The sequence below is a fragment of the Falsochrobactrum ovis genome (assembly GCF_003259955.1).
Classification (GTDB): Bacteria; Pseudomonadota; Alphaproteobacteria; order Rhizobiales; family Rhizobiaceae; genus Brucella; species Brucella ovis_A.
Genome location: NZ_QLMK01000019.1, coordinates 1 through 24750 on the forward strand (window position 1 = coordinate 1; position 24750 = coordinate 24750).

Consider the following 24750-nt stretch of genomic DNA (forward strand, 5'->3'; position numbering starts at 1 on the left):
GCATCCGCGTCGGCATCAGCATCGGCGTCCGCATCAGCATCTGCGTCGGCATCCGCATCCGCATCGGCGTCGGCATCCGCATCAGCATCCGCGTCAGCATCGGCGTCGGCGTCGGCATCCGCATCAGCATCGGCGTCAGCATCAGCATCCGCGTCAGCATCAGCGTCGGCATCAGCATCGGCATCCGCATCCGCATCTGCATCCGCATCCGCGTCGGCATCAGCATCGGCATCCGCATCGGCGTCGGCATCCGCATCTGCATCCGCGTCGGCATCAGCATCGGCGTCCGCATCAGCATCTGCGTCGGCATCCGCATCTGCATCCGCATCCGCATCGGCATCGGCGTCGGCATCCGCGTCAGCATCCGCATCAGCATCGGCGTCAGCATCCGCATCAGCATCGGCATCCGCGTCAGCGTCAGCATCAGCATCGGCGTCCGCATCAGCATCTGCGTCAGCATCCGCGTCAGCATCCGCATCGGCATCCGCGTCAGCATCCGTATCATCTGGGTCCGCGCCAACATCTACATCTATATCGTCGTCATCGTCCGAAGCAGCAGCGATAATAGCCGCGCCTGCCCCCAGTCCCAAAATGCCAAGAAGAACCGGACCGAGATCACCCGCTCCACCGGCCAACTGATCTACGGATTGAATTTCTGCAAAATTGAAATCGGCCAGCCCTTCTGAATGCTGACCGAGCCAGAGCTTGCCGTCATCATCTTCGATAACAATTTCGCTGTCATGTGCATAAAAATTTACTAAACGGATCGACTGCCCGTTATGAAGCTGGATTATAAGATCATTGCCCAGCCGCTGATAATCAGCGATCGCACTAGGATTTAGCGACAACTTCACCACACTCGGTGCGGAAAGAACAATGTCGCTTCCAGAAATCGTGCTTGAAACACCACTCTGCTTGTTAGTTACGACCGCCACCATATTCCCTCTCCTAAACAAACTCTAAGCAATGAGAGGCGTGCGGAAGCCAGCACTATATGGCCGTCAGAACAAACCTAAAGGAACACGATATTCCATAATATTACGCGCGAATAAACCAGTAATGAGTGCGCATAAACTTACCGTTTATGCTGACAAACATCCGCTATATTTGCCGTTCCGGTTTGTTTTGCTAAGCCACGCCCTCAAAGTTAAAATTACCCAGGACGAAGCTGATGCATTCAAAAATCTATTTCTATGCAGATATCAACGTTTTTTGTATAAAACGGACATATGGGACAAATTAATTTCCCTATCGGCGAGCACTTTTGCTCTTTCGTCTGAAGGAAGCGGGACTCGTGCCCATTATACGACCAAAAAATCGGGTTAAATGAACCTGATCGGCAAAACCGCATTCTTGCGCAATCTCTACGATCGGCATGTCGGTTTCCGTTAGTAAGGTGCGGGCCCGCTCTATCCGACTTCGGATAATATATTGATGGGGCGTCATATCCATCGTACGTTTGAATAAGCGTCCAAACTGAGCCGCACCAACTCCCGCCAAATCAGCAAGTTGTTCATTGGCAATTCGTTTGTGAAGATTCAGATTAATAAACTCTATGGTTTTCTGAACAACGCCCGGTGGCAGGCCATTTTCAACCGCCTGTTCTTTGGAAGCGGGCGAGGAATATCGCGTGATGATGCGCCCGACCAGAACGCGCGCGAAATATTGCGCTTCAACACCGGAAAAAGTGCCGCCATTATGTAGTATTTCCTTTATCGAAAGGACGGATTGCTCCATAAATTCGTCAACCACAAAAAGATTAGAACGAATATTAAACGTGCTGTCAGCCATAGAAGAATATTCTTCAATAACCTGCTCCAACAAAGAGCTATTAATATAAATATTGATTAGCTCAGCGTTAGAGATTACCTCGACAGCGAATGAAATATGCGGCGGTATTATGAAAATCGTACCGGGACGCAGGTTCAGATCGGCATATTCTGAACCAATTTTCCACCGTCCGCATAGGCTACCGCTGGTAACCATCGACACCAGAAGTGACCGGTTCGATAAAAAGCTTTTAGAAAATGGCCCGATGCGAGTGGTGCAGACCAATAAATTCGGCCAATTCCATTTTGCACTGGAAGCCAAGAGTTCAGCCCCGGGAATCTCTTCCAAACGGTTTATAGAAATTGAATTTCCGTCCAATTGCGAACCGCCTCTCATCGAGTCACAAAAGCTAAATTAGCTATTTTAGAAACAATAGATTAAGACAGTTCTGTCAATACTCAAATCTATATGCCAAGTTCATTCTTGGGTATATCTCAGCGCATTAGCTACTTACTTAGCATCTAAAGACGCTTATTAAGTTTTAGACAATAAAAAGACGCGCCGGTAAGAAATAATCCAGCTATTGTAAAAACAGATGATACACTCAAATAAATCAAAAGAATCGCTAGAATGGCCGAGGGTGCAATCTGGGCTAATTCACGATAAGTATTATAAAGTGGGACCATTTTTATTCGTTGATGGGGGCGTACTGCCCGTAGGAAAGGTGCATTTCCTCCGCTATCAACCGCACTGATTGCAACAGCGCCGCCTACCAATAAAGCGACAGACAAAAGTGGATAATCCTTTCCGAGAAGTCCCCCTGCAATTGTCATCAATCCACAGCTCAAATATCCGTAGAAAAATGTTAAACGCAACCCATATTTGCGCGAAAACACTTGCCAGAAAGGCGCAAGCATCAGCATAGCCGAACCGATAGCGATAATAAGACCGCCAGCGGCGGAGCCAAGACCGGCTTTAACTGCGAAGATGGGTGTGTAGACCCCATATATTTGCCACCAGGATGACCGCGTAACAGCCAAAAACCACGCAAGAACAAGCCTTGGCTGCGCCGCAAACAATGCCACGTCCTTAGTGCTAGGCGTTGAGAGCTTAGCGGATTGCTTCAGCGTTGCAGCGGCTGGAACCAATGTGATCAGCGAGATTGGAACGGCCACCGCACAGACTGCACTTATGGTTAAAACAATCCAAGTCGCCTCCATATAGATTGCCCATCCGCCTAATAATGGACCAGCTAAATAGGAAGCCCCAGAAAATAGAACGCGCCGCGACTCAAAATATGAAAGCTCACGCCGTGGGATAAGTTGGGTCGTATAAATGTTGATGGCGCTTTCAAAAACCGTCAACATCATGAATTGAAACAATAATCCCGGGAAAAGAAAGTCAGCATTATTTGCAAAGAACGAGGCTGCCGATAGCAAACCGAATAGTGATGCTAGAAAAAGCGATTGCAATAAGCCAAAAGTTGAAATGAGTTTCGGCAAAAATATGCTGAATATGAGACAGACAAGGCTCGCCGCCAGATAGAGCGCACTAATATGGCTTGCCTGTGCTAAAAAATTGAGCGCAAGAATTGGAATTACTGCCACGACAGATGTTCGTGCCAGTACCATAATTGCATAGACGAAGGACAAGCTCCACTCTACTGAGCGGGAACCGGAATGGTTATTTATGACGCGCTCCGCAGAAATAATGATTGTGGTGTGGTCAATCGGAGGCCGATTTTAAACCAACACCACAATCGGGGGACCGTCGGACCTGCCCTTAGCCGGGGGGCTGGCAAAGACGCGATCCGACGGAAAGTCGTTAGGCGGCCACTTTCATCAGGCGGTCGCGCAACGAAATCATGATATTACAGACCTGTTCGAGGTCTTTTGCTTCGAAACCTGCGGCAAACTCAAATTTTTCTTCTTCCAACAGGCTTTTAAGCTTGCCATGATAATGAATGGTTTGATCTTTGACCACCAAACCATTGCTTTGTTCGAACCCGGCATTCCACGCGATTGCTTCACCGCGCGTGATAGATTTTGGCAGGTCAAGCATGAGTTCATTATTTTCTAGCCTCACAGGATAGCCGCCCGGAAGGCCGTCTGGCCCTGGCGCATGTCCGCTCCAAGATGTTTTTGCAACCAAAGCCAGAATAAGAGTTACGCCCGATGCGCCCGATATTTCAATCGCGGGCTCCGGGGTAAGCTGACACTGTTTGAAAGTCTCAAACACGTCATCGATTTTTTGTTCGCCTACATAGACCAGAGGAGCGATCGCACCTTCACGCTCTTCCGGCGGTTTACGCCAAGCTGAAAGACACTGATAATGCGCAATGGTTCGCAAAGGACCTGAACTCTTGTCGTAAGCTCCAGCGAAAACATTGGAAAGTATTGCCACATTGCCGGTGCCGCACAGCACATCATAACCCATGGCTTTGATGATACCGTTGACCACATCTGGGAACGAACAGTTGATGAGTACCGGACGGTTTTTACGTTTGGAAATTGCTGCCGCCATCCGTGAGGAAATCAACGACTGAAAGACTGCTGTCGCGCTCAAGCCGCCTTCGGCGACCAACTCCGTCCAGCGATTGCCCTTGTCAGATATTACGGTTGAGGTCTGGATTGATGCGGCCTGAACGACAATGCGAGGATTGCATTTATCAAGCAGCCAGTCGCTAGCGCCTTCGGCGACCATATCGACTTCCACCGTTGAAAACCGAGCTGGTGTGGAGAACATCGCTGCTCGCGCATTGCCCGCGGTTTTGAGCCAATCAAGCCGCATTTTGTTTCGGCCAGCGATAACTACATTGATGGGCGTTTTCGCGGTTGACGCAATATCCAAAGCGATGCGCCCTGCAAACATCCCACTGCCAGTAATCAAAACATCACTGCTCATATTATTTACCTTTCACCAATTGTGGTGCCTCCCAGCGTGTTTCAGGTCTAGTGTCCAGAAGATGTTTTTGTATCCTCTGGCTAGGTGTCCGCGGAAAATGCTCAACGAACGAGATATATCGAGGGCGTTGAAAAGGCGCCAAACGACTGGAAAGCCATTCCCAGATTTCTAACGGGTTTGGCTTTACGCCGGCGCGTGGTTCAATAAAAAGGTGAATATCATACTCACCGATTTCGGCCTTGACCCCAACCAAGGCAGATTCTTCTATATCCGGGTGGCGATTGGCGACGCTTTCGACCTCATAGGCCGAAACATTTTCGCCTTTGCAGCGAATGGAGTCGCCCGTCCGTCCGTGGAAAAAGAGATGTCCATCCTCATTCCACGAGCCTAAATCGCCGGTGTAAAAACCATCGGGCCGCACTGCCTTCGCGGTTGCTTCCGGGTTGCGATAATATCCAGCGGTAATCGCGCCCGGCAGAGTGGTGGTCACGACGATTTCGCCATTGCCTTCGCCGGGGCCGAGAATTTTTCCGTTTTCATCAACCAGTCTGACGTCGAAATAAGGAAGTGGACGCCCCACCGAACCGAGAACATTTTCGTCATTATAAGTGGTGAGCGATGAGCATTCGGTCATGCCATAACATTCACGGATCTGAACGCCGAAACGTTCTTCAAAAGCGCGCCATACGGAAGGTGCGCAGCCCCCACCCCACGCGACTCTTACCTTGTGATTTTTGTCATATTGGCCTTCGGGCTGCTTGAGCAGAATCTGTATGATGCCACCGAGGTGATGAATATGGGTGGATTCTGTCTCGCTGACTTGCTTCCAAAATTGGGAAGCGCTGAAACGCTCTGTCATTGACAGTGTGATATCATGAAACAGAGGCAATAAGATAACTTGCGCACCGCCAATATGATAGAACGGCTCCCACATGAAAAATTTGTCGCCGGGCTTTAAATCCGTGCAAAGGGCTACCGAATGGCAAGCAAGTTCCAGCATCATATGCGTGACCATCACACCCTTGGCAGGCCCCGTGGTGCCAGAGGTAAACATGATGGCGGCCAGATCCTGCGGCTGCGGTAAGTCAACCACAGGCGCATCTCCCCTATATTCGGGAAAGCTGGTATCTGTGACAAGTTCAATCGCGGTCCCAGTCAACTCTGCGCTTTTGCGTACAGTTTCGACGATGTTTTCTTCACAAAATGCCAGCTTGGGTTGCGTTGTCTCGAATACATTGTCGAGCGCATTGCCGATAAGTGTTGGATTTACCGGAACCCAAACCAAGCCGCGACGCAGCAAAGCGAAAACCAATGCCAACGAATATGGGCTATTGGGCATCATCACAACGACACGGTCGCCCGCCTGTATACCGGCATCCGCCAGAACCTGACCGATAGCTTCTGACGCTCGGTATAGGTCGCCAAAATTGCACAACTGACCGTTCAATGTCGCATAAGTATTTTGCGCGCTGTTATGCGCGCGGTCTAAAAACGACCGCACCAATCCATGGATATGCATCTTGCATCCTTAGTATTCAAAGTCAGAAGGGAGGTTTCTTTGAATTATCTTTCAAGTTTACGCGCGAGCAGCAGAATGACCGTCACGATCAGCAACACAATGACGGAGACCGCAGCCAGCGTAGGATTGAGTTGTAGGAACATGTCGTCCCACATCTGCTTCGGTAATGTCGATTTCAAACCACCCGAAACGAAGATCGCTATGGTAAGTTCATCCAATGACGTCACAAAGGCGAACAAAGCGGCAGAGAGCAGCCCCCCGCGTAACAGTGGAATGGTAATCAACCGCAACACAGTGAATTTGCCCGCGCCCATGGTTTCCGCCGCCTGATTGAGACGCCAGTCATAATTTTTCAAAACTGAACCAATGGTGATAAACGCATAGGGCAGCGCCAAGAGCGTATGGCCAATCACCAAGCCCGTATCGGTTGCTACAAGGCCGATCTGCGCCATCAGGTAAAACAGGCCCACTGCAATCACGATTCTGGGCACAATCATCGGCGCCAAAATCAGTCCGAAGATCAAACCATTCAACCGTGACGAACTGCGCGACAGCGCCAACGCCGCCAGACCACCCAAAATGGTTGCAAAAAATGCGGTGGCAAAGGCAACCCCGAAGGAACGCATCGTCGCGCTCATCCAAATCGTCGAGTTAAAATATTGCTCAAACCAACGTAAGGAAAAGCCGGGAGGTGGGAACGCCAAACTTCGACCGGAGGTAAAGCTCAGTGGTATTACAATCAGGCCTGGCAGCATAAGAAAAGCAATAAGCACGACCACATAAATGGTTCTTACCGGACTGCCGCTGCCATTTGACGGTAAAATACGGTCGAGTGGGCGGAGTATCCGGGCAATGAGCGCCAATATTCCGTAGCCAAGCCTTCGTAATGCACTATCGGGCGACAAAGCTTTTTTGCTTTGCACGCCATTTCCAGAAGATAGCGACGAAAGCCCAAAAAGCTTATTATAAATTCCGATAACCACCAAGGCTGCTGCAACCAGTAAGGTTGCAAGTACCGCTGCAAACGGCCAGTTAACGATTTCCTGTACCTGCGTGATGATAGCCTGCGCAAGCATGGTCTGCTGGCGCCCACCCAGGAAAGCCGGGACAATAAAAAAGCCAAGCGAGGTAATGAAGGTCAATAGACCAGCAGCCACCACGCCGGGCATTGAGAGCGGGAAATAAACCAGCCAGAAACGATCTGAACGGCTAGCGCCCATGGTTGAGGCGGCAAGCGTCAGACGATTGTCGATTCCAGACATAACCGGAAGCATCGAAAGCACGGCAAGTGGTATCATGGCATGAACCATACCAATCAAGACGCCGAGTTCATTGTACATCAGATTGGCAGGCCGTTCGGAAAGGCCGGAACCCACGAGGATGGAATTGAAGACGCCATTTTTGCCCAGAAGGATCATCCAAGCGAAGGTTTTGACCAGATAGGATGTCCAAAAAGGCAAAAGTACCAGCATCAGCATATTGGCGCGCTTTCGGTCTTCAAGGCCCGATAGCCACATGGCAATTGGATAGCCAAAAAGCACTGAGAAAACAGCGGTCCAGGCTGAGATTTTGAGGGTAATCCCTAAAATTCGCCAGTAAAGAAGACTGTCGCCCAAGCGCTCATAATTGGCGAGCGAAAAACTTCCCTGCGCTTCATCGGTGAAACTCAATCCCAAAAGTCGAAACATTGGGAGCAGAAAGAAAATGGCAAGCAGCAGCAAGGCTGGCGTTGCAAGCCATATTGGGTCGGGTCTCCAGGCTCTTGCTGAATTCGTCATGATACGATCCTCGCAACAGAACGATTCCAGTGAAGGCAGATTTTATCACCAGCAGACGGCAAATTGGTTGCAAGCGGGTCGTGACGCACACTGAACTGGCTTCCATCGGACAATTTGACCAAAAGCCTCACATCGGACCCGATATAGACGGTATCTTTCAGCACACCTTCAATACTGTCTTGATCCGTGGATTGCGGTTTTCCTACAAAAATATGTTCAGGACGGATGACCAGAGCCAACTTTTGGCTTTGCCTGTCACGGGCAGTGAGACGACCGGTAAAACATCCGACAGCTGTTTCAATCGTCGCCGTATTGGCGTCGGCCGAGATCCGTTTTCCCTCGATGATATTGGACTGGCCGATAAATGACGCGGCAAACACGGTCTCGGGATTAAGATAGATTTCCCGCGGTGGTGCAATCTGTTCAATCTGTGCGTGGTTCATCACACAGATACGATCCGACATGACCAGAGCTTCTTCTTGGTCGTGGGTTACGTAAATGACCGTCGTCCCAAATTCTTGATGGAGACGGCGGATTTCGAGCTGCATATTTTCGCGCAACGATTTGTCGAGCGCACCCAGCGGCTCGTCCATGAGAATGATTTTCGGACGATAGACAAAGCAGCGAGCCAAGGCCACGCGTTGTTGTTGCCCGCCGGAAAGCTCGCGTGGGAAACGATGGCCAAACGCACCCAACTGAACTTTATCCAGCGTTTCAGTGACTTTTTGGGCGATTTCCGTCTGTCTCATTCCGCGCATTTTGAGAGGAAAGGCAATATTTTCAGAGACAGTCATATGCGGAAACAAGGCATAATGCTGGAACACCATGCCCATACCACGCGCATTGACCGGACGGTGCGTCCAATCTTCGCTCTCAAAAAACATTCTTCCGGTCGTAGGCTTCACCAGTCCAGAAATGATTTGAAGAAGTGTTGTTTTTCCTGATCCCGACGGTCCAAGCAATGTGAGGAACTCTCCATCCATAATGGTGAGCTGCGTCGATTTCAGTGCAGTGAAATCGCCATATTTCTTGGAGATACCATCGAGCGACAGTTTCTCAGAGCGGACGTCCTCAGTCATTACTACTCCGTAGTATAATATTTTTCGCTAAGCCGCGTCGGCCTAGGAGCACTTTTCAGATCGGGGATAACAGGAGAGCGAACAAGCACCCTCCCGTCTAACTTGCCTTACTGGAGCAGCCAGCCGTTGAAACGTTCGGTCACGGCATTGCGATGCTCAAGCCAATAGGGGTCAGAAGCCAAGGACATCTTGCTCAGATTTTGCGGAGCGGTCGGCAGAATCGTCGCACGCTCTGGCGGAATGAAGTCATAGGCTTTCAAGTTGGTTGGGCCATAAGCAAGATAGGGCGTAAATTTAGCCTGCTGCCTGGCCTGCGCACAGAATGCAACAAATTCACGCGCTAGATCAGCCTTTGGGCAGCCTTTTGGTACGACCCAGCCTTCAATTGAATAAAGTCCCTGGTTCCATACGATTTCTGCCGGAGCACCATTGTCAATCGCAGCTTGGAAACGTGCGTTCCACCCGGCAATCATGTCGACTTCACCACTTTCAAGAAGCTGGGTCGATTGTGCCCCACCCGTCCACCAAACGTCGATATGATCTTTGATCTCATCAAGCTTGCGGAAAGCACGATCCAAATCAAGCGGATAAAGATCTTTAGGCTCGACCCCGTCAGCCATCAATGCGATCTCAATCGTATCAAGCGGGTTCTTGCGTAAAGAACGGCGGCCCGGAAACTCTTCGAGATTCCAAAAATCAGCCCAGCGCGTTGGAGCCTTCGGGCAAGTCTCTTTATTATAAGCGAGTACGGTTGAATAAACGTCAGTACCGAGCATATTGGAATGAACTGCTTCTGGCATCACATCAATCACCGCTTCAGCCGGAATATTGAGTGGCTCAAGCAGATCGTCGCGCTCAAGAATGAGGCGAGCTGATAAAGTCGCCGTGCAGACATCCCAAATATAGGAACCCGTTTCGACAATTGATTTAAATTGTGCAGTCGGCTCTGCGTCGCGAGCCACTCCTTGAATTTCAATTCCGGTTTCAGCCGTGAAGTCATCGTAAAAAGCTGCACGATAACCTTGCGTGAACGGACCACCTGGATCCGCGACAACCAAACTTTCCTTCGCCCAAGCTTTGCGATTGATCATCGGCATAGCAAGAGCGGCAGCTCCTCCAAGAAGCAGCGTCCGACGACTAATTTCAAATACAGATTTTTTCATTTCATCCCCTTTGTCATTCGACGAGCGTCCCGGATCGCCAATTCTCCCAATCGTGGAAGGGTCTCGTCCTGTGCTTAATGGCCGCGAATTATCGGGCCCCTGAATGTGGAGACTTATGTCCCCATTTTACGAGCAGCTCTCTCCGCAAAGAATTTCTCCATCATTGCCTGCGGTTCACCTGTCGCGTAGGCTTCAGTTTGAATGCGAATGCCTGACTGCATGGCCTCGTCAAAACCTTGCTGGGTTACTTCAGCAATCCTCTGACGGTTAAGACGCATCGCAACCGGAGGCTTAGATGCTAAAAGATTAGCTAGCTCCATCGCCTCGCCTTGGACTTTCTCTCTGTCCACCAGACGCGAAATCAGACCGATAGAATAGGCTTCTTCAGCGTCCAGCATGCGCCCGGTCAAGGTCAGATCGATCGTGCGTGAAAGGCCAATCATTTCACGCATAATCCAGTTGCCTGTTACGGTCGGTATGCCTGAATTGATTTCAGGCTGACCCATCGTCACGCCTCGATGCGCCACACGCAGATCACAGAGCAGCGCGATCTGAAAAGCAGAACCGGCGGCGACACCGTTCAGGGCTGCAACAATCGGCTTAGAAGAATCACGGAACAGCGAATAAAGCGTCTTCCATTCAGCCATCCAACCTTCTGCGCTTGATGCATCAAAAGTCTTGCTTTCGCTTAGATCCTGACCCGCACCGAATGCGCGATCACCAGCACCGGTGAGAATGACAGCGCGGGCAGCATCATTCTGTTCGGCGTCTTTTAATGCCGCAATGAGCTGATCGCGCATGACCTTGTTCCATGCGTTGAGCTTCTCCGGCCGGTTCAAAGTTATTCGGCGAACGGCCCCAATCGTTTCGGTGAGAATAAAGTCGCTCAACTGCGCCTCCGTTATTGTATTGCAATACTTATTATTATATAGAAACAAGGAAGTCGGCCGTCGTCAAGGGAAAGTTGCGACTCTTTTGGATTTTTTCGTCGTAAGAGGAATGAAATCAGTAAGAATTTTGCTTTGGCGGGTAGCGGATTGTTATTTTATTATTGAGATGCAAAAGCAGGAGTGGGGTGAAATGAGCAAAACAGCGACCAGCAAAAAAAGATCGAATCCGCTAATGGTTCAATCCGTCGCTAAAGCGTTCAATATTCTTCGGTCTTTTGACCGCTACAACCCAGCTATGACGCTGTCACAACTTGCTCAGAAAGCTGAAATCGATATCAGCACGGCGCAGAGATTTGCTCATACATTGCATGAGTTGGGATATTTGGACAAAAATCCGCAAAGTCGGCAATATGAGCTCTCAATCAAAGCTCTTGATTTGGCTTACCACTTCATCGGAAGTTCAAAACTCGTTGATCGAGCAATGCCGATACTCCAGCATTTAAGCAAACAGACGGAAGAAACCGTCAACCTGACAGTGCTGGATAATCATGAAATTGTATTCGTAACGAGGTTTCTTAGCAGGCATTTGCTGAATACGGATGTGATTATCGGGTCCCGGTTGCCGGCTTTCTGTACCGCGCCAGGCCGCGCCATTCTTTCTCGCCTGCCCCGCGAACGTGTCCTAGAAATACTCGCCGCCTCGGATATTCGAAGCTATACACGCGACACGCCGACGGATCCGGAACGAATCATGGCTATGATTGCTGAGGCACGTGCCGCAGGTTTTGCAACTGCCTATGAAGAAATCTATCACGCTGATGCATCTATTGCCGCCCCTATCGTGCAGCCTAACGGGCAAGTCATCGGCGCTGTAAGCGTGGCCGTCACCCTTGCGCGTTATAAACGTGAAGATGTGCCCGCACAGTTCGCCAATCTGGTGATTGCGGCCGCGCACTCCATGTCGGCAAGCTAATAAAGCCCTTATAGCTATTTCAATTGACAAACGCAAAAGCTTCACCTTACCATTATGCCATACTAATTATTGCAGTACGATAACAGGGGCCCATTATGGGTGATAGTCAGTTTCTCACTCTAAGGTCGGAGGATAAGTCTGACCTTACGATTTATTTTGACAACCGCCCGATTCCGGCATTCCGTGGTGAAACGATAATTTCGGCGCTGCTGCGTGAGCAGTCGTACCTGTCGTTCTCAGAATTTGACGGTGCGCCGCGTGCTGGCTTTTGCCTCATGGGAGCGTGTCAAGATTGTTCTATTTGGACGCAAACGGGTGAGCGCCTACGCGCCTGCCGGTCATTGGTGGAAGAACATCAGAAGCTTTTAAGCCGCGCGCCGCTATACGGGCTTTCATCATGACGTGCAATCAATCCGTTTTACCACCGGTCATTATTGGGGCGGGGCCAGCCGGATTAGCTGCCGCCAAAACCTTTGTTGAAGCGGGAATCCGTCCGATTATTTTGGAAGAAACCAACTTCCCGGGAGGACAAGGTACCCGTCGACTTCATCCGGGAATTGAGAGTTTCGGCGATAAAATATTCGGGCGCAGACAATACAAAAAAATTCGCAAGCGCCAACAAATTGAAGACCAAGTTCTTTCTCAGTGCGATTACCGCTCCAACACTATGGCTTGGGCGATTTACAATAATACGATCTCCACCATATCGGATCGTTCACAAAAAGAGATCCCCTATCGACAATTATTAATTGCCATTGGGGCAACTGACCGCATCATGGCCGTCAATGGTTGGCAGTTGGCCGGAATTTATTCACTCGGAGGAGCCCAGGTTGCGCTGAAAACTCATGGCAGCGCGATCGGTCAGAAAATAGTATTTGCTGGCTCTTCGCCGCTTCTTTATCTGGCCGCGGCACAATATGCGCGGTTAGGTTTTCGCGATATCACTATTTTAGACACCACCGCCGCGGTCGCCAAATATAAAGCGGCCTACCATATGGCACGCTACTCCTTAAAGACGTTGGCGGAAGGAGTGGGGCTGATCGCAGAGCTCAAAGCCTGTGGTATCAAAATCAGAAACGGTGTCCGCCTTGTGCGTTTCGAAGGCGAGACAAACGTTCGTTCGGTGATCTATACCGATGGCCGCGACCGCTTACAACAAATTGAATGCGACGCCGTCGCATTTGGCTTCGGTTTAAAACCCGAAACGCAATTGGCAGAACTCGCCGGCGCTCAATTTCGCTTTGATGCTCGTTTTCGCCAGTGGTTGCCATGCATAGACAGTCAGGGACAGGCAACCCAAGATCTTTGGCTCGCCGGAGATTGTGTAGCTATCGGCGGGGCGGAAGCGGCAGCAGCTTCTGGACGTTTGGCCGCGCTTGCTATGCTTGGTCAACGAAATATCCACCCGAACCAACAGGAATTCGCGAAATTACGCAATAAGGTTGAGCGTTTACGGAATTTTCAACGCGAAATGTCGACAGCCTTCCATTGGCCAGCAGAGTGTGCATCGTTAATTTCCGATGACACCTATATTTGCCGTTGTGAACGCGTAACGGCAGGCGAAATACACCAAGCAATCAAAGCGGATATTGCCCATACGGAAGTAAACCGGATCAAAGCGATTACCCGTTGCGGAATGGGCCGCTGTCAGGGTCGCTATTGCAATCAAACTCTTCAGGAAATCGTAATTTCTGCATCAGGCAAGACACCCTACTCTGTCGGAAGATTGCGCGCTCAGGCTCCCTTCCGCCCCATACCCATTGGTCAAAGTGAGAGTGCTGAGACATTAGGCGAGCAAGATCATGCATAAGAAGCAAGATGTTATCGTCATCGGCGGTGGAATGTTTGGCGTTGCCACTGCTTATTTTCTCGCAAAAGCTGGTCGGAGCGTTCAACTCATCGAAAGCAGTTATGTCGGGGCTGCGTCAAGTGGCGCGAATTTTGGCGGGCTACGGCTACAAGGACGTGCGAAGCAACAATATCCGCTCTCTCTGTTAGCGCAAAAATATTGGGATAATTTCGAGCAGGAATTCGGCGGGTCTTGCGAATATGAACGCAACGGCATGGTCTATTTCGCTCATAATGAGCAAAGCCGTGAAAAGCTGCTTCATTACGCGCAGAACTCTCGTGAATGTGGACTTTCCATCGACATTTGGAAAGGGGATGCTTTAAAGAAAAACGTGCCCTGGCTCAGCGATGACGCGCTAATTGCATCTTATTCACCCGCTTGCGCGGTCGCCAATCCGCGTCTTGCTACTCCCGCCATAGCCCGCGCTTTTAAAAAGCTTGGTGGCCACGTGATCGAGAATTGTAAAATTGTTGAACTGCGCAAATCTTCCAGCGGATTTGAGTTGACGAGCCAGAAGGGGCGTCGATTTACATCAGAAATCCTAGTCAATGCTGCGGGAGGCTGGGCAGACAAAATTTCTGAAAATTTTGGCGAAAGCGTACCGATGTTTCGTGCCGGACCGCCTCAATTCGTTACAGAACCACTGCCTTATGTCCTTACCCCTTGCGTTTATAGTATCGATGGCGATTTGATTATCCGTCAGATATCGCGCGGCAATTTTATTTTTGCAGGCTACCCTCGCACCATGTCGAATGAAGACGGCAAGCACACTTTCGTACCCCCTGCAAAAACACACAATGGGATGAAGGCTATATCACGCTATATGCCCGCGTTCAGTAATGCAGAGATCATCCGTGTCTGGTCAGGCGTGGAAGCCTATCTGCCAGATATGTTGCCGATTATCGGCCCTTCCGACACGACGGCTGGGTTATTTCACGCCTTTGGCGGTAGCGGAGGCGGCTTTCAAATTGGCCCGGCTGTTGGTCTTTGCTTGTCCAATATGATTTTGGGCCGGGCAAACGAAGTGCCTTTAGAGCCATATGCCATTTCCCGTTTTAAATCAGTTGTTCACGCAAGCGATAAACTGAAATCGGAATTCGATGGTGTCCAATCTTCGCATGAACATCGTTTTGGGGGAGGATGAATGAAGCAAAAGCGCGCAATGGGGGTGGAGCCAGGAGTTTGCGTGATCGGCGGTGGGTTGATTGGATTGTTCTCGGCGCTTGCACTGCAAGATCAAGGCAAACAGGTCTGCCTGATCGAACGAGAGGAAATTGGCGGACGCCAGGGAGCATCTTTTGGCAATGGCTGCTGGATCAACTCCGGAGCAATTATGCCAATGTCTCTCCCAGGACTTTGGCGAGAAGTGCCAGGATATCTTCTGAACCCCAACGGGCCTTTTACGATCCGATGGCAATGCCTACCGTCTCTGGCAGGTTGGCTGTTGCGGTTTCTTTGGTCGGGGCGGAGTTGGAAACATGTCGAGAAGCAGATCGTTGAGCGGCTATCACTGCTGAAAGACCCTGTGGAACAATATCAGCTTCGCGCAAATGAAGCGGGCGTAGAGCACCTTATTCTACCGACCGGTACCATGTATATTTACCGAGACCGCAAAGAACTTGAAGCGGATAGTAAAGGATGGGAGCTCCGCAGGCGGCACAATATTAAGGTACGTCTGATTGAGCGCCAGGAGCTACGACACTGTGAGCCAGCGCTTGCTTCAGACTATCGCTACGGCATGTTGATTGAAGGAGCAGCGACACTGGCTGACCCTTCCGCTTTTTGTCGTGCTTTGGGCGATTTGTTCGTCTCGCGCGGTGGACAAGTTTTAAAAGCCGAAGTCAATGATTTCGAATTAAAGAGCGGAAATCTCACCGGTGTGCTCACAAACCTAGGCAAAATCAGCTGCAATCAAGCCGTTATAGCAGCCGGCGCGTGGTCAAAAACACTGGCCGCAAAACTTGGCGATCATATCCCGTTAATTTCTGAGCGCGGATATCACATCACCATTAAGGACCCGGGCTTTACAATTAACCACGGCATGATGCACGCCGAAGGAAAAATGGCGATTGTTCCCACCCTGTCCGGGCTAAGGCTTGCCGGACAGGTTGAGTTAGCTGGACTTGACGCTGCACCTCGCTGGCAACGTGCGCAAATTCTTTTAGAATATGCCAAACGTTCATTTCCCCAATTAAGAGACAAGATAGAACAAGGCGAGCATGACATGTGGATGGGGCATCGGCCATCAACACCAGACAGCATGCCTGTGATCGACCGTGCAAGCCGTTGCCCGAATATCGTCTATGCCTTCGGACACGGGCATACTGGCGTTTCTATGGCGCCTGCAACGGCTGTGTTCGTGAGTAAGTTGCTAAATAACGTCCATTTTAGCGATGAGACTATCCGGCCTTTTTCAGCGAAGAGATTTTGATGACCGAGAAACTTCTTTATCTTTCACGAGCACAAGTCGAGCAATTGATTCCGGCACGAAATGCATTGCGCGCCGCACTCGCTCAAGCCGTACAAGACACTGCAGCGCAGCGTTTGAAATTCGAGCCTAAAACCACTCTGACATTTGCTACCGGGCATAGTTTTCAGGCCATGCCAGCATTAGTCAGCGATGAGCACGGTAAGGGCCTGGCCGCGGTAAAATGGGTATCCGTTGTCCCAACGAGGGCCCAATCCAAGCTCGACAACATCCATTCGGTCATTTGCGTTAATGATCTCGCGACTGGTCAGCCGCTCGCTATCATGGATGGGAACTATATAACGTTGGTGAGAACGGCCGCGCTATCCGCTCTGGCTGCACAATATATGCTGGTGTCTAAACCGCTTTCAATTGGTTTCGTAGGATGCGGACAGCAGGCAAGGGAGCATTTGCTCGCATTCCTTGATCTCTATCCGTCATTACATCAGGTTTTTTGCATCAGTCGCAGCGAGGAATCCGCTCAAAAGCTCGCCACTTTCGCGCAAGATAGCGGATTGGAAGCGCAGGTCACGTCACAAGCTGACGATGTGTTGGCAAATTGCGATATTATCATAAGCACAGTGCCTTCAGCCCCAGGCTTTACTCCCTTTCTTGATGCAAGAAAAATGAGAGCCAATGCGCTCGCGATCATGGTCGATTTGGGACGAAGTTGGCAGCCGGAAGGGTTTAGCGCGTTTGACCATATTGCGACTGACAGTTTGCTTCAAAGCCAACACCCTTATGATAATGAGGGCAAAGAACTGTCATCGGTCCAAGTGAATTTGGACCTCGAAATATTGTTGGCACAACCGCTGAATTCTGTCGGTAGAAAAGCATTCTTCTTCAAAGGCATTGCGCCTGCAGATCTTGCAGTGGCTGCGCTCGTTTATCATCGGGCGATTGAACAAAATTGCGGTTCTTTCCTTGAACGCTAAGCGTTCGTGATGACAACCCAAAAGCTCACAGCTGCACGGGTGGCCATTTGCCAGCATAAATCAGCCTTCACTTAATTAATGTGAAACAAGCGCGGTTTTTAATCGTTAGGTCCATTCATCCTTACGCAATCAGGAATGGAGGATCTTAGAATGTTGAATGAGGAAATGAGAGCATGCATTGATAATTGCATTGCTTGTTACAGAATCTGCACTGAAATGGCGGCAAACCACTGTCTAGAACGTGGTGGCGCACATTTGGAGCCCGACCATTATCGAACAATGCTTGCCTGCGCAGAGATTTGTCGTAGCTCAGCCCAATTGATGATGCTTGGTACCCCGTTGCATCAATATAGTTGCGCGGCTTGTGCTGAAATTTGTGAAACTTGCGCAGATAGTTGTCGGGATTTAGACGGAATGGAAGATTGCGTTTCTGCCTGTGAGGCCTGTGCTGCGTCATGCCGGAAAATGGCAAATGCTTAAATACGAGCATCCAAATAAGTCAGCCATTTGAGGGTTCGCCGCTCGGCTTGCGTCAATTTAGGGGCGATAACACGCAAAGTTGACGCGGCTTGAACTTCATCTGTTAGGCTACCTGCTGCCCAATGTTCAAATATTGCCGGATGAATATAGGAGTTGCGGCAGACCGCGCGTGTATTGCCGAGCGCATGCGCAACTTTATCAATTTCGGCGTTAAGAATTCTACGCTGGGCTGCGTCGCTTGATGGTGGTGAAATCGTGCTTAAAGCATTCAGCGCCATCGCAGTTGCAGCCCAGGTTCTAAAATGTTTTGAGGTAAAGTCAGCCTTCATTGCTTCACGCAGATATTCGTTGACATCTTGTGAGCTAATTGGCCGCCGATGACCGTCCTCATCTGTATATTGAAACAGATGCTGGCCCGGCAATTCATGGATCGAGCGAATTATGCGAGAAATCCTTTTATCATCAATGCTTAAGCTCCACATCTTGCCCGATTTTCCAGTGAAAACGAGACGAGGCTGCCCGCCATCTATTTTAAGATGTCGGCTTCGCAGCGTGGTCACGCCAAAGCTCTTATTATCCCGGGCATAGGTCGAATTACCGATACGCACTAGACGCCGGTCCATGAGCCAGATTACCGTGGCTCTTACTTTCTCCCGGCAAAGGGTGCGTCGGCGTAAATCGGTCTCAACCGCCTGGCGCAGTGGGCTAAGCGAACGGGCAAATTGTGCGAGGCTGGAAAACTTAGTTTCCCCTTGCATAGCCATCCAGACCGGATGATAGCGATATTGTTTACGTCCACGCGCATCGCGTCCTGTCGCCTGCAAATGACCGCGCTTGTCGGCACAAATCCAAACATCTTGCCACGCCGGTGGTATGGCCAGCATTTGAATCCGCTGTCGATCATCGGCGGTGACAGGTTCACCATCGCTACGAACATAACGAAACCCCCTGCCCCATGGCAGACGTCTTATACCGGGGTCAGTGTCGCTCACATGAACCAACTCGTCAGATCTAATAGGGTCACTAGCCATAACGGTTGAGAAAGCAAGCAAGACACGCTCCTGCGCAGTTTTGACAGCGAAAACGAGTGAATTAAATTCTCACCTAGATTTCACAGCACGAATATTTGTCGGACCGCACTAACTTTCCGCTTTGAATTTTTTGGCCTCTTCCAGCAGTTTGTTTCGATCCCGACCAAATCGCGCTATGAGCTCTCGCGCTTGCAATGGCGAAAGGTCGGTCTTTTCTGCCAAAAATTTGATGTCTTCATCTTCGGTCAGAGGCGTGGTGTTATCATCACTCATAACTCTCTCCATGCTATTACGGTGAGATCTCTAATGGGCTTGCAGCAATGACGAGAAAACCTGTAAGTGGAACTAGTTAGCGCCTATTAAGTGCGATTGCTTGATCATTGGAATAGCCGAGTAGCGGCGAAATAAGCGATCAAAACTAATCCGACTATCAGCAGCAACCAGACCAGATATGGATGGCTTTCGCGTCGTAACTTATCATCTGATCGAGGTTTCATGTCATTTTGCAATTCCCGCATGCCAGATGCAGTGCTTGAGGCATTAGCATCATTAGGCTTGGATGAATGAGGAGGCGGATGTTGCGTAACCGTGCTCGCCTGACCGCCCGCTTCTGAATCAGTTTCCATCGGTGCAGCAGCAGGATCAAAGCCAGGAACCTTATCACCGGTTTGACCTTTTTGAATTGCGCCCCGTTCGCGAGCGCCCGCGCTTTTATCGTCAGATTGCATATTCATCCTCATCAACCTTTTATATCCAACAGCGAACTTGGCTGATTGTTCCGCGACTAATGGGTTATTTAATCCCGGCATGGGAAAAAGTTTCGACCCGTTCGAAGCCAGGTTTTCCGTCGAATAGTTTTGCTGAAAATAAAGTGGGAAGATTAAAGCTCGTGGCTGCTCCATTTTTGCCACTTTCGGCCATTAATCAGCCCGCATGCTTCGCCTATGCGCATTGTTTTTTACTTTTGCCTGCTGCCTGACAACCTTCGTTTCGGCGCATGCTTCTGCGTCTTCAGAATTGCGCGATCCGCAATGCAGAGCATTGCGGGAAATGCTGGTTAAGCAGATTGATAACCAGTCACAATCAGGCGAAATCGATGTGGCTCTTGGTTTGTGCATGGACTTTTCTGCGATCCAAAATCCCGGAAATGAAGAGCTGATAGCGGTTTCTCGTCAACGCTTTAAACCGGCCGTTAATGCCGAATTGGCGATTGCAAAACGCTCCGACAGCATAGAGCGTCCCCCGCGCGCATAATCTCATACATTCTGAAACATGTTTGATATCTGAGATTAACTCGCATGCACTGCGTGCACATTTTCATTGAGGAAACTATGAAATTATCTGCTTTGAGCGACGCAAACCGCGTTCGTCTCACTCGGCGCATGTTGCTTTTAGGGTCAGGCTCCCTAGCCCTTACCGGCTGCATGTCGACCCCCAAGCCCGAGCCAAAACCTGTGGAGCCACCGCGTATCAGACCTGCTATGTATGACGCAGTGCCCGGGGAACGCTTTGAAGTTCCAGCCGTGGATGTATCGCAAATGGCGCCTAAATGGTGGCGAAAAGAAGTTGATTATTTCACCGATGAAAAGCCCGGAACGCTCGTCGTTGAGACCGGTGAAAAATATCTCTATCACGTCATGCCCAATGGCCGCGCGATGCGCTATGGTATTGGCGTTGGGCGGGATGGGTTTTCGTGGCAAGGACGTGCTACCATCGCTTATAAGAGGGAATGGCCGCGCTGGACTCCGCCAGATTCAATGGTTGCACGTCAGCCGGAATTGGAGCCCTATTCCATCGCAAATGGCGGGATGGACCCGAGCGCGACCAATCCTATGGGCGCACGCGCACTCTATATCCACCAGAATGGGCGTGACACTCTTTATCGGGTACACGGCACCCACCAGCCGTGGTCAATTGGCCGCTCAATTTCTTCAGGCTGCATCCGCCTAATCAATCAAGATATAATCCATCTCTATAATAATGTCAGAGATGGCAGCACATTGGTGGTCAACCATGGCGATGCACCCGATCTTTCGGTGATGGCGGGATAAATATTCAATAGCTATTCATGTGTCCGCGGTCTAAATGCGCAAACCGGTATCACGGTCAAAAATATGCAAATTCTTCGCGGACACATTAACAGCAATGTTCTCGCCCGTCCCCAACTGGGTCGAGGCGGGTACAGAAACGTTAAATAAGTGCCGACCTGAGCGGACAGTGATCAAGCGGTTTTCTCCGTGAAACTCATTGCGCTCGACCCTGCCCTGAATGTCTCCACCATCGCTTGCAAGAGTGAAAGCCCCTGGCCTTATTCCTATCGTAACAGGACCGCTGGGAATGTCTTTTGGCAGAGCTAGTGACATTGTTTCATCACTGATTAGTGCATCTCTTGCTTCAAACTCAAAAAAGTTCATGTTTGGCGTACCGATGAACCCTGCTGCAAAAAGCGTCGCGGGTGCTTCGTAGATTTCTTCCGGTGTTCCTATCTGCTCGATACGACCATCTTTCATCAAAACAATACGATCAGCCAGCGTCATGGCCTCCAGCTGATCATGCGTCACATAAATGCTCGTGGTTTTAAGTTCATTATGCAGACTGGCGATTTCCACCCGCAGGCTAGCACGTAATTTTGCGTCGAGATTTGAAAGCGGTTCATCAAAGAGGAACACATCGGGGGTTTTGATCATGGCGCGCGCAATGGCAACACGTTGTTGCTGGCCGCCCGATAATTCGGTCGGCTTGCGCTGCAAATAAGATTGAAGACCCAGCGCATTGACCACCGGATCAAGCCGCTCAGCAATTTCTTTTCGAGACACTCCAGCCCGCTCGAGGCCAAATACAATATTCTCTCGCACACTCATATGCGGATAAAGCGCGTAATTCTGGAAGACCATTGCGATACCGCGATCTCCCGGATCACGATCATTCACCCTGTCCCCACCTATCAGCATGTCACCGCCGGTAATCTCCTCTAATCCAGCGATCATGCGCAGCAATGTTGATTTACCGCAACCAGACGGACCAAGGAAAACGACAAATTCCTGATCGTCAATCGAGAGATTGAAATCCCGGATTACTTCTTGCTCTCCATATCGTTTAAGGATGGAGCGGCATTCTACCGTTGCCATTAACTTGCCTCCTCATCCACTATAATTTGTAGCTTTATGTCGCTTGGACGCGCTTCTGCCGCCCTCTCAAACGCTGCTATAGACTGATCAAACGAAAATGTATCCGAAATCAAAGGCTTAAGATTGACTTTACCTGCAGCAATCAAAGCCAGAGCCCGGTCGAACACATTGGCATAGCGGAAAACCGTTTCAATCCGGCATTCGCGTGCGGTTGCGCCAGATACATCAAAGGGCACCGGTTCTGGCGGTAAACCCACGAGCACCACAGTACCACCTGGGCGGACAACCTTGAAAAGATCACGAATGGCTGAAGCAGCTCCCGAACATTCAAAGACAATATCCGCCCCCCAATTTTCAGTGGCTTCGTTAACGGCATCAATCAGATCGACTTCGCGCAGATTAATCCCCGTAATACCGTCATAGGTTTCAGCAATTTTGAGCTTCGCTTCCGAGAGATCTGAAATTAGTACACGCGAACATCCACCCGCCAGCGCGGCAATTGCGACCATGATCCCGATTGTCCCACACCCGGTTACCACTGCCGTATCGCCAGGGGTAATTTGTGCCCGGGCTGCTGCTTGCATGCCCACCGCAAAAGGTTCCACCATGGCTCCTTCTGCAAAGCTCACATTATCAGGTAATTTATAAGTAAAATTGGCCGGATGAACCGTTTGAGGGCAAAGAACGCCGTGCACCGGTGGGGTTGCCCAAAACCGCACCTCAGGATCGACATTATAGATACCCAATTTCGATGCACGCGACAGAGGATCAGGAATACCGGGCTCCATGCAAACCCGATCTCCTACCTTAAGATGCGTCACATTGGCACCGATTTCGATCACTGTGCCTGAAGCTTCGTGACCAAGCACCATTGGTTCATTGACAATGAAATCTCCAATCCGTCCATGGGTGTAATAATGAACATCGCTGCCGCAAACTCCCACAGTGTGCAGCTTAATGCGCACATCATCCGGGCCCATATCAGTTGGAAGGTCAATTTCGCGCAAATTCAATTCGCCGATGCGTTCCAGTACAAGTGCTTTCATCGGATTAATCCTGATTTTGTTTTTTGGTAAAAATGGCGTTCAGACCGCCGGCCAGCAATCCAAGCAGAATGAGCGGCGGCAGCGACAGAAGAACAACGGCTGCATTCAAGATCCCCCAAGGCACATTCATGCCGAGCTGCGACATTTCCGAAGCGATTATCGGCAGCGTTTTAGCCCGCGAGGTCGTAAGCATCATTGCCAAAAGAAACTCATTCCAGACGAGCACAAAAGAAAAAGCTATTGCGCCAAAAATCTGAAAACGAGCAATCGGCAAGGCGATACGGAAAAAGGTCGCGTAGTGTCCGAGACCATCGACGCGGGCAGCTTCTTCTACATGCAGACTGACCCTTTCAAATGCAGGCACTGAAAGCCAGATCGTAATAGAGGCTGTGATGATCAAATAAGTCACAATAAGCGAAATGCGACTGTCATAAAGATCAATAGAAAGCCAGATCACGAGCATAGGAATAGCAATTGCAACCGGTGGCAAAAACCGCAATGAAAGGAAGAAAAACTGTGCTTCCGCTGTCAGGCGATTTTTATACCGTGCAATTACATAGGCCGCGGGGATTCCAATGATTGCACCAAGGACCACGGCCGCAGAACAGATGACTAAAGAATTAGTTAAAGCACGGGCGACCGAACGCCGATTCAGCACATAGCTCATATTATCCCAGACCGGCTGAAAAAAGATTTTTGGTGTGCTTACCAGTAGATCCGCATTGGTCTTGAAGGCGTTGAGAAGCGTCCAGAATAGCGGCAACACAACAAGAGCTGCAGCGAAAAATAATACCGCTCGCAAGAGAATGGTTGATATTTTCATCGGTTCAGCGCCTTCCATGCAACGCTAAAGAAAACCACTGTGAGTATCATCATGATTACAGCCATGGATGAGGCGTAAGAAATCTTACCCGACTCTATAAATCCTTGCGAATAGGCGTACATATCGAGTGTTTCAGTAGAAATTCCGGGGCCGCCGCGTGTCATCACATAAACGAGATCAAAGGAGCGCAAGCTTTCAATAGCTTTGACAAGCAGCAAGCTGATCAATGGAAGCTTAAGCATGGGCAAGGTGATAAAGCGGTGAATCTCCCATCGCGATGCGCGATCAATACGCGCAGCTTCCAATGGCTGACGGGGCAGCGCTTCAAGCAATTTCACGATAATTACTGCAAAAAACAGTCCCCATTGCCATACATCAACAAAGGCAACAGCTAAGAGAGCGCCAACGGGCGTAGACAGTATATCAGGTGTTGCGCCGGTGAGTTCTCGTATTGGCCAGACCAGCACGCCATAAAGTGGATGAAAGGCGAATTTCCAGACAAAGGCTGCACAAACGCGCGGCAACAGAACCGGTACGATGAACAGAACGCAAAGCATATTGCGCATTCTCGGGCTTGCAGCTTCAAACATTGCAATGCCGAGCCCTACCCCTACCAGCATGGTCAGAGATACGGTGAGAATTTCCCATTTTAATGAAACCCATAAGGCATTTAGGAAGCGCGGGTCAGAAAACAGCGCGACATAATTGGCCAGCCAGATATAGTCCGCTTCCGGTTGCATAAGGGTTCGGTTTTGCAGCGAAATCGTAACTGCAAAAATAGTTGGAACCAGTGCAAGGATGACGAGGATGAGAAACGTTGGCCCTAGAAATACATAGGGAAGCGATCTTCCGCGTTGCATATTATATTCCTGAAGAAAGTGCCCGAGGAGAGACGCAGCAAAATGCGCTCTCTTA

General features: G+C 50.0%; 25 protein-coding genes. 9 read left to right on the forward strand and 16 right to left on the reverse strand.

The annotated features are described in order from the left end of the window. From C7374_RS14190 to C7374_RS14230, 9 genes are all read right to left on the reverse strand, one after another. Nucleotides 1-938, reverse strand: a 938-nt coding sequence (locus tag C7374_RS14190; protein ID WP_111576283.1) for a BapA/Bap/LapF family prefix-like domain-containing protein, incomplete at its 3' end; no start/stop codon positions are given. A 310-nt stretch (nucleotides 939-1248) separates the two neighbouring features. Then, nucleotides 1249-2148 (reverse strand): helix-turn-helix domain-containing protein, encoded by a 900-nt coding sequence (locus C7374_RS14195; protein ID WP_245412683.1) that lies wholly within the window; start codon nucleotides 2146-2148, stop codon nucleotides 1249-1251. A 143-nt stretch (nucleotides 2149-2291) separates the two neighbouring features. Then, nucleotides 2292-3422, reverse strand: a complete 1131-nt coding sequence (locus C7374_RS14200; RefSeq protein ID WP_146612741.1) for an MFS transporter — start codon at nucleotides 3420-3422, stop codon at nucleotides 2292-2294. Between the two features lie 172 nt (nucleotides 3423-3594). After that, nucleotides 3595-4674, reverse strand: a complete 1080-nt coding sequence (locus C7374_RS14205; protein ID WP_111576286.1) for a hypothetical protein — start codon at nucleotides 4672-4674, stop codon at nucleotides 3595-3597. Between the two features lies 1 nt (nucleotide 4675). Continuing rightward, nucleotides 4676-6193 carry a class I adenylate-forming enzyme family protein gene (locus C7374_RS14210; protein WP_111576287.1) on the reverse strand — a complete coding sequence of 506 codons (1518 nt, stop codon included), beginning with the start codon at nucleotides 6191-6193 and terminating at the stop codon, nucleotides 4676-4678. 44 nt (nucleotides 6194-6237) lie between these two features. Then, nucleotides 6238-7971 (reverse strand): ABC transporter permease subunit, encoded by a 1734-nt coding sequence (locus tag C7374_RS14215; protein WP_111576288.1) that lies wholly within the window; start codon nucleotides 7969-7971, stop codon nucleotides 6238-6240. Further along, the gene (locus C7374_RS14220; protein WP_111576289.1) at nucleotides 7968-9050 is read right to left on the reverse strand and encodes an ABC transporter ATP-binding protein; all 1083 of its coding nucleotides are present in this window, start codon (nucleotides 9048-9050) and stop codon (nucleotides 7968-7970) included. Before C7374_RS14220 ends, C7374_RS14215 begins: the two co-directional genes overlap by 4 nt. 107 nt (nucleotides 9051-9157) lie before the next feature. After that, nucleotides 9158-10213 carry an ABC transporter substrate-binding protein gene (locus C7374_RS14225; protein WP_111576290.1) on the reverse strand — a complete coding sequence of 352 codons (1056 nt, stop codon included), beginning with the start codon at nucleotides 10211-10213 and terminating at the stop codon, nucleotides 9158-9160. A gap of 113 nt (nucleotides 10214-10326) precedes the next feature. After that, nucleotides 10327-11103: an enoyl-CoA hydratase/isomerase family protein gene (locus tag C7374_RS14230; protein ID WP_111576291.1), complete on the reverse strand. Its 777-nt coding sequence runs from the start codon at nucleotides 11101-11103 to the stop codon at nucleotides 10327-10329. Here C7374_RS14230 and C7374_RS14235 point away from each other — a divergent pair. From C7374_RS14235 to C7374_RS16425, 7 genes are all read left to right on the forward strand, one after another. After that, a complete protein-coding gene (locus tag C7374_RS14235) occupies nucleotides 11012-12076 on the forward strand; it encodes an IclR family transcriptional regulator (RefSeq protein ID WP_245412684.1) in 1065 nt (354 codons plus the stop codon). The two genes, C7374_RS14230 and C7374_RS14235, sit on opposite strands and share 92 nt — an antisense overlap. A gap of 95 nt (nucleotides 12077-12171) precedes the next feature. Next, complete coding sequence (locus C7374_RS16600; protein WP_111576292.1) at nucleotides 12172-12477, forward strand: (2Fe-2S)-binding protein; 306 nt, start codon at nucleotides 12172-12174, stop codon at nucleotides 12475-12477. Then, the gene (locus C7374_RS14245; RefSeq protein ID WP_111576293.1) at nucleotides 12474-13886 is read left to right on the forward strand and encodes an FAD/NAD(P)-dependent oxidoreductase; all 1413 of its coding nucleotides are present in this window, start codon (nucleotides 12474-12476) and stop codon (nucleotides 13884-13886) included. The genes C7374_RS16600 and C7374_RS14245 overlap by 4 nt, the downstream gene beginning before the upstream one ends. After that, entirely contained in the window at nucleotides 13879-15069 is a 1191-nt protein-coding gene (locus C7374_RS14250) for an NAD(P)/FAD-dependent oxidoreductase (protein WP_111576294.1), read from the forward strand. Before C7374_RS14245 ends, C7374_RS14250 begins: the two co-directional genes overlap by 8 nt. Continuing rightward, a complete protein-coding gene (locus C7374_RS14255) occupies nucleotides 15070-16356 on the forward strand; it encodes an NAD(P)/FAD-dependent oxidoreductase (RefSeq protein WP_111576295.1) in 1287 nt (428 codons plus the stop codon). Next, nucleotides 16356-17327 carry an NAD(P)-binding domain-containing protein gene (locus C7374_RS14260; protein ID WP_111576296.1) on the forward strand — a complete coding sequence of 324 codons (972 nt, stop codon included), beginning with the start codon at nucleotides 16356-16358 and terminating at the stop codon, nucleotides 17325-17327. Before C7374_RS14255 ends, C7374_RS14260 begins: the two co-directional genes overlap by 1 nt. A 150-nt stretch (nucleotides 17328-17477) precedes the next feature. Next, entirely contained in the window at nucleotides 17478-17807 is a 330-nt protein-coding gene (locus tag C7374_RS16425; protein ID WP_111576297.1) for a four-helix bundle copper-binding protein, read from the forward strand. On the opposite strand, the gene C7374_RS14270 is transcribed toward C7374_RS16425, so the two are convergent. The 3 genes from C7374_RS14270 to C7374_RS14275 all read right to left on the reverse strand — a co-directional run bounded on the left by C7374_RS14270 (nucleotide 17804) and on the right by C7374_RS14275 (nucleotide 19572). Beyond that, complete coding sequence (locus C7374_RS14270; RefSeq protein WP_245412686.1) at nucleotides 17804-18859, reverse strand: DNA topoisomerase IB; 1056 nt, start codon at nucleotides 18857-18859, stop codon at nucleotides 17804-17806. The genes C7374_RS16425 and C7374_RS14270 overlap by 4 nt on opposite strands. Before the next feature lie 87 nt (nucleotides 18860-18946). Further along, nucleotides 18947-19111 (reverse strand): hypothetical protein, encoded by a 165-nt coding sequence (locus C7374_RS16215; protein ID WP_170130260.1) that lies wholly within the window; start codon nucleotides 19109-19111, stop codon nucleotides 18947-18949. Between the two features lie 104 nt (nucleotides 19112-19215). Then, nucleotides 19216-19572 (reverse strand): hypothetical protein, encoded by a 357-nt coding sequence (locus tag C7374_RS14275; protein WP_111576315.1) that lies wholly within the window; start codon nucleotides 19570-19572, stop codon nucleotides 19216-19218. Between the two features lie 199 nt (nucleotides 19573-19771). Here C7374_RS14275 and C7374_RS16080 point away from each other — a divergent pair, with 199 nt between their 5' ends. Further along, on the forward strand, nucleotides 19772-20092 hold the full coding sequence (locus C7374_RS16080) for a hypothetical protein (RefSeq protein WP_111576298.1): 321 nt from the start codon (nucleotides 19772-19774) through the stop codon (nucleotides 20090-20092). 77 nt (nucleotides 20093-20169) lie between these two features. Beyond that, nucleotides 20170-20889 (forward strand): L,D-transpeptidase, encoded by a 720-nt coding sequence (locus tag C7374_RS14285; RefSeq protein WP_111576299.1) that lies wholly within the window; start codon nucleotides 20170-20172, stop codon nucleotides 20887-20889. A 30-nt stretch (nucleotides 20890-20919) separates the two neighbouring features. On the opposite strand, the gene C7374_RS14290 is transcribed toward C7374_RS14285, so the two are convergent. The 4 genes from C7374_RS14290 to C7374_RS14305 are packed head-to-tail and all read right to left on the reverse strand — an operon-like array spanning nucleotide 20920 to nucleotide 24695. Next, a complete protein-coding gene (locus C7374_RS14290) occupies nucleotides 20920-21966 on the reverse strand; it encodes an ABC transporter ATP-binding protein (protein WP_111576300.1) in 1047 nt (348 codons plus the stop codon). After that, nucleotides 21966-23012 carry an NAD(P)-dependent alcohol dehydrogenase gene (locus C7374_RS14295; RefSeq protein WP_111576301.1) on the reverse strand — a complete coding sequence of 349 codons (1047 nt, stop codon included), beginning with the start codon at nucleotides 23010-23012 and terminating at the stop codon, nucleotides 21966-21968. Before C7374_RS14295 ends, C7374_RS14290 begins: the two co-directional genes overlap by 1 nt. 4 nt (nucleotides 23013-23016) lie before the next feature. Next, the gene (locus C7374_RS14300) at nucleotides 23017-23835 is read right to left on the reverse strand and encodes a carbohydrate ABC transporter permease (protein ID WP_111576302.1); all 819 of its coding nucleotides are present in this window, start codon (nucleotides 23833-23835) and stop codon (nucleotides 23017-23019) included. After that, the gene (locus C7374_RS14305) at nucleotides 23832-24695 is read right to left on the reverse strand and encodes a carbohydrate ABC transporter permease (protein ID WP_111576303.1); all 864 of its coding nucleotides are present in this window, start codon (nucleotides 24693-24695) and stop codon (nucleotides 23832-23834) included. The genes C7374_RS14300 and C7374_RS14305 overlap by 4 nt, the downstream gene beginning before the upstream one ends. Nucleotides 24696-24750 lie beyond the last annotated feature (55 nt).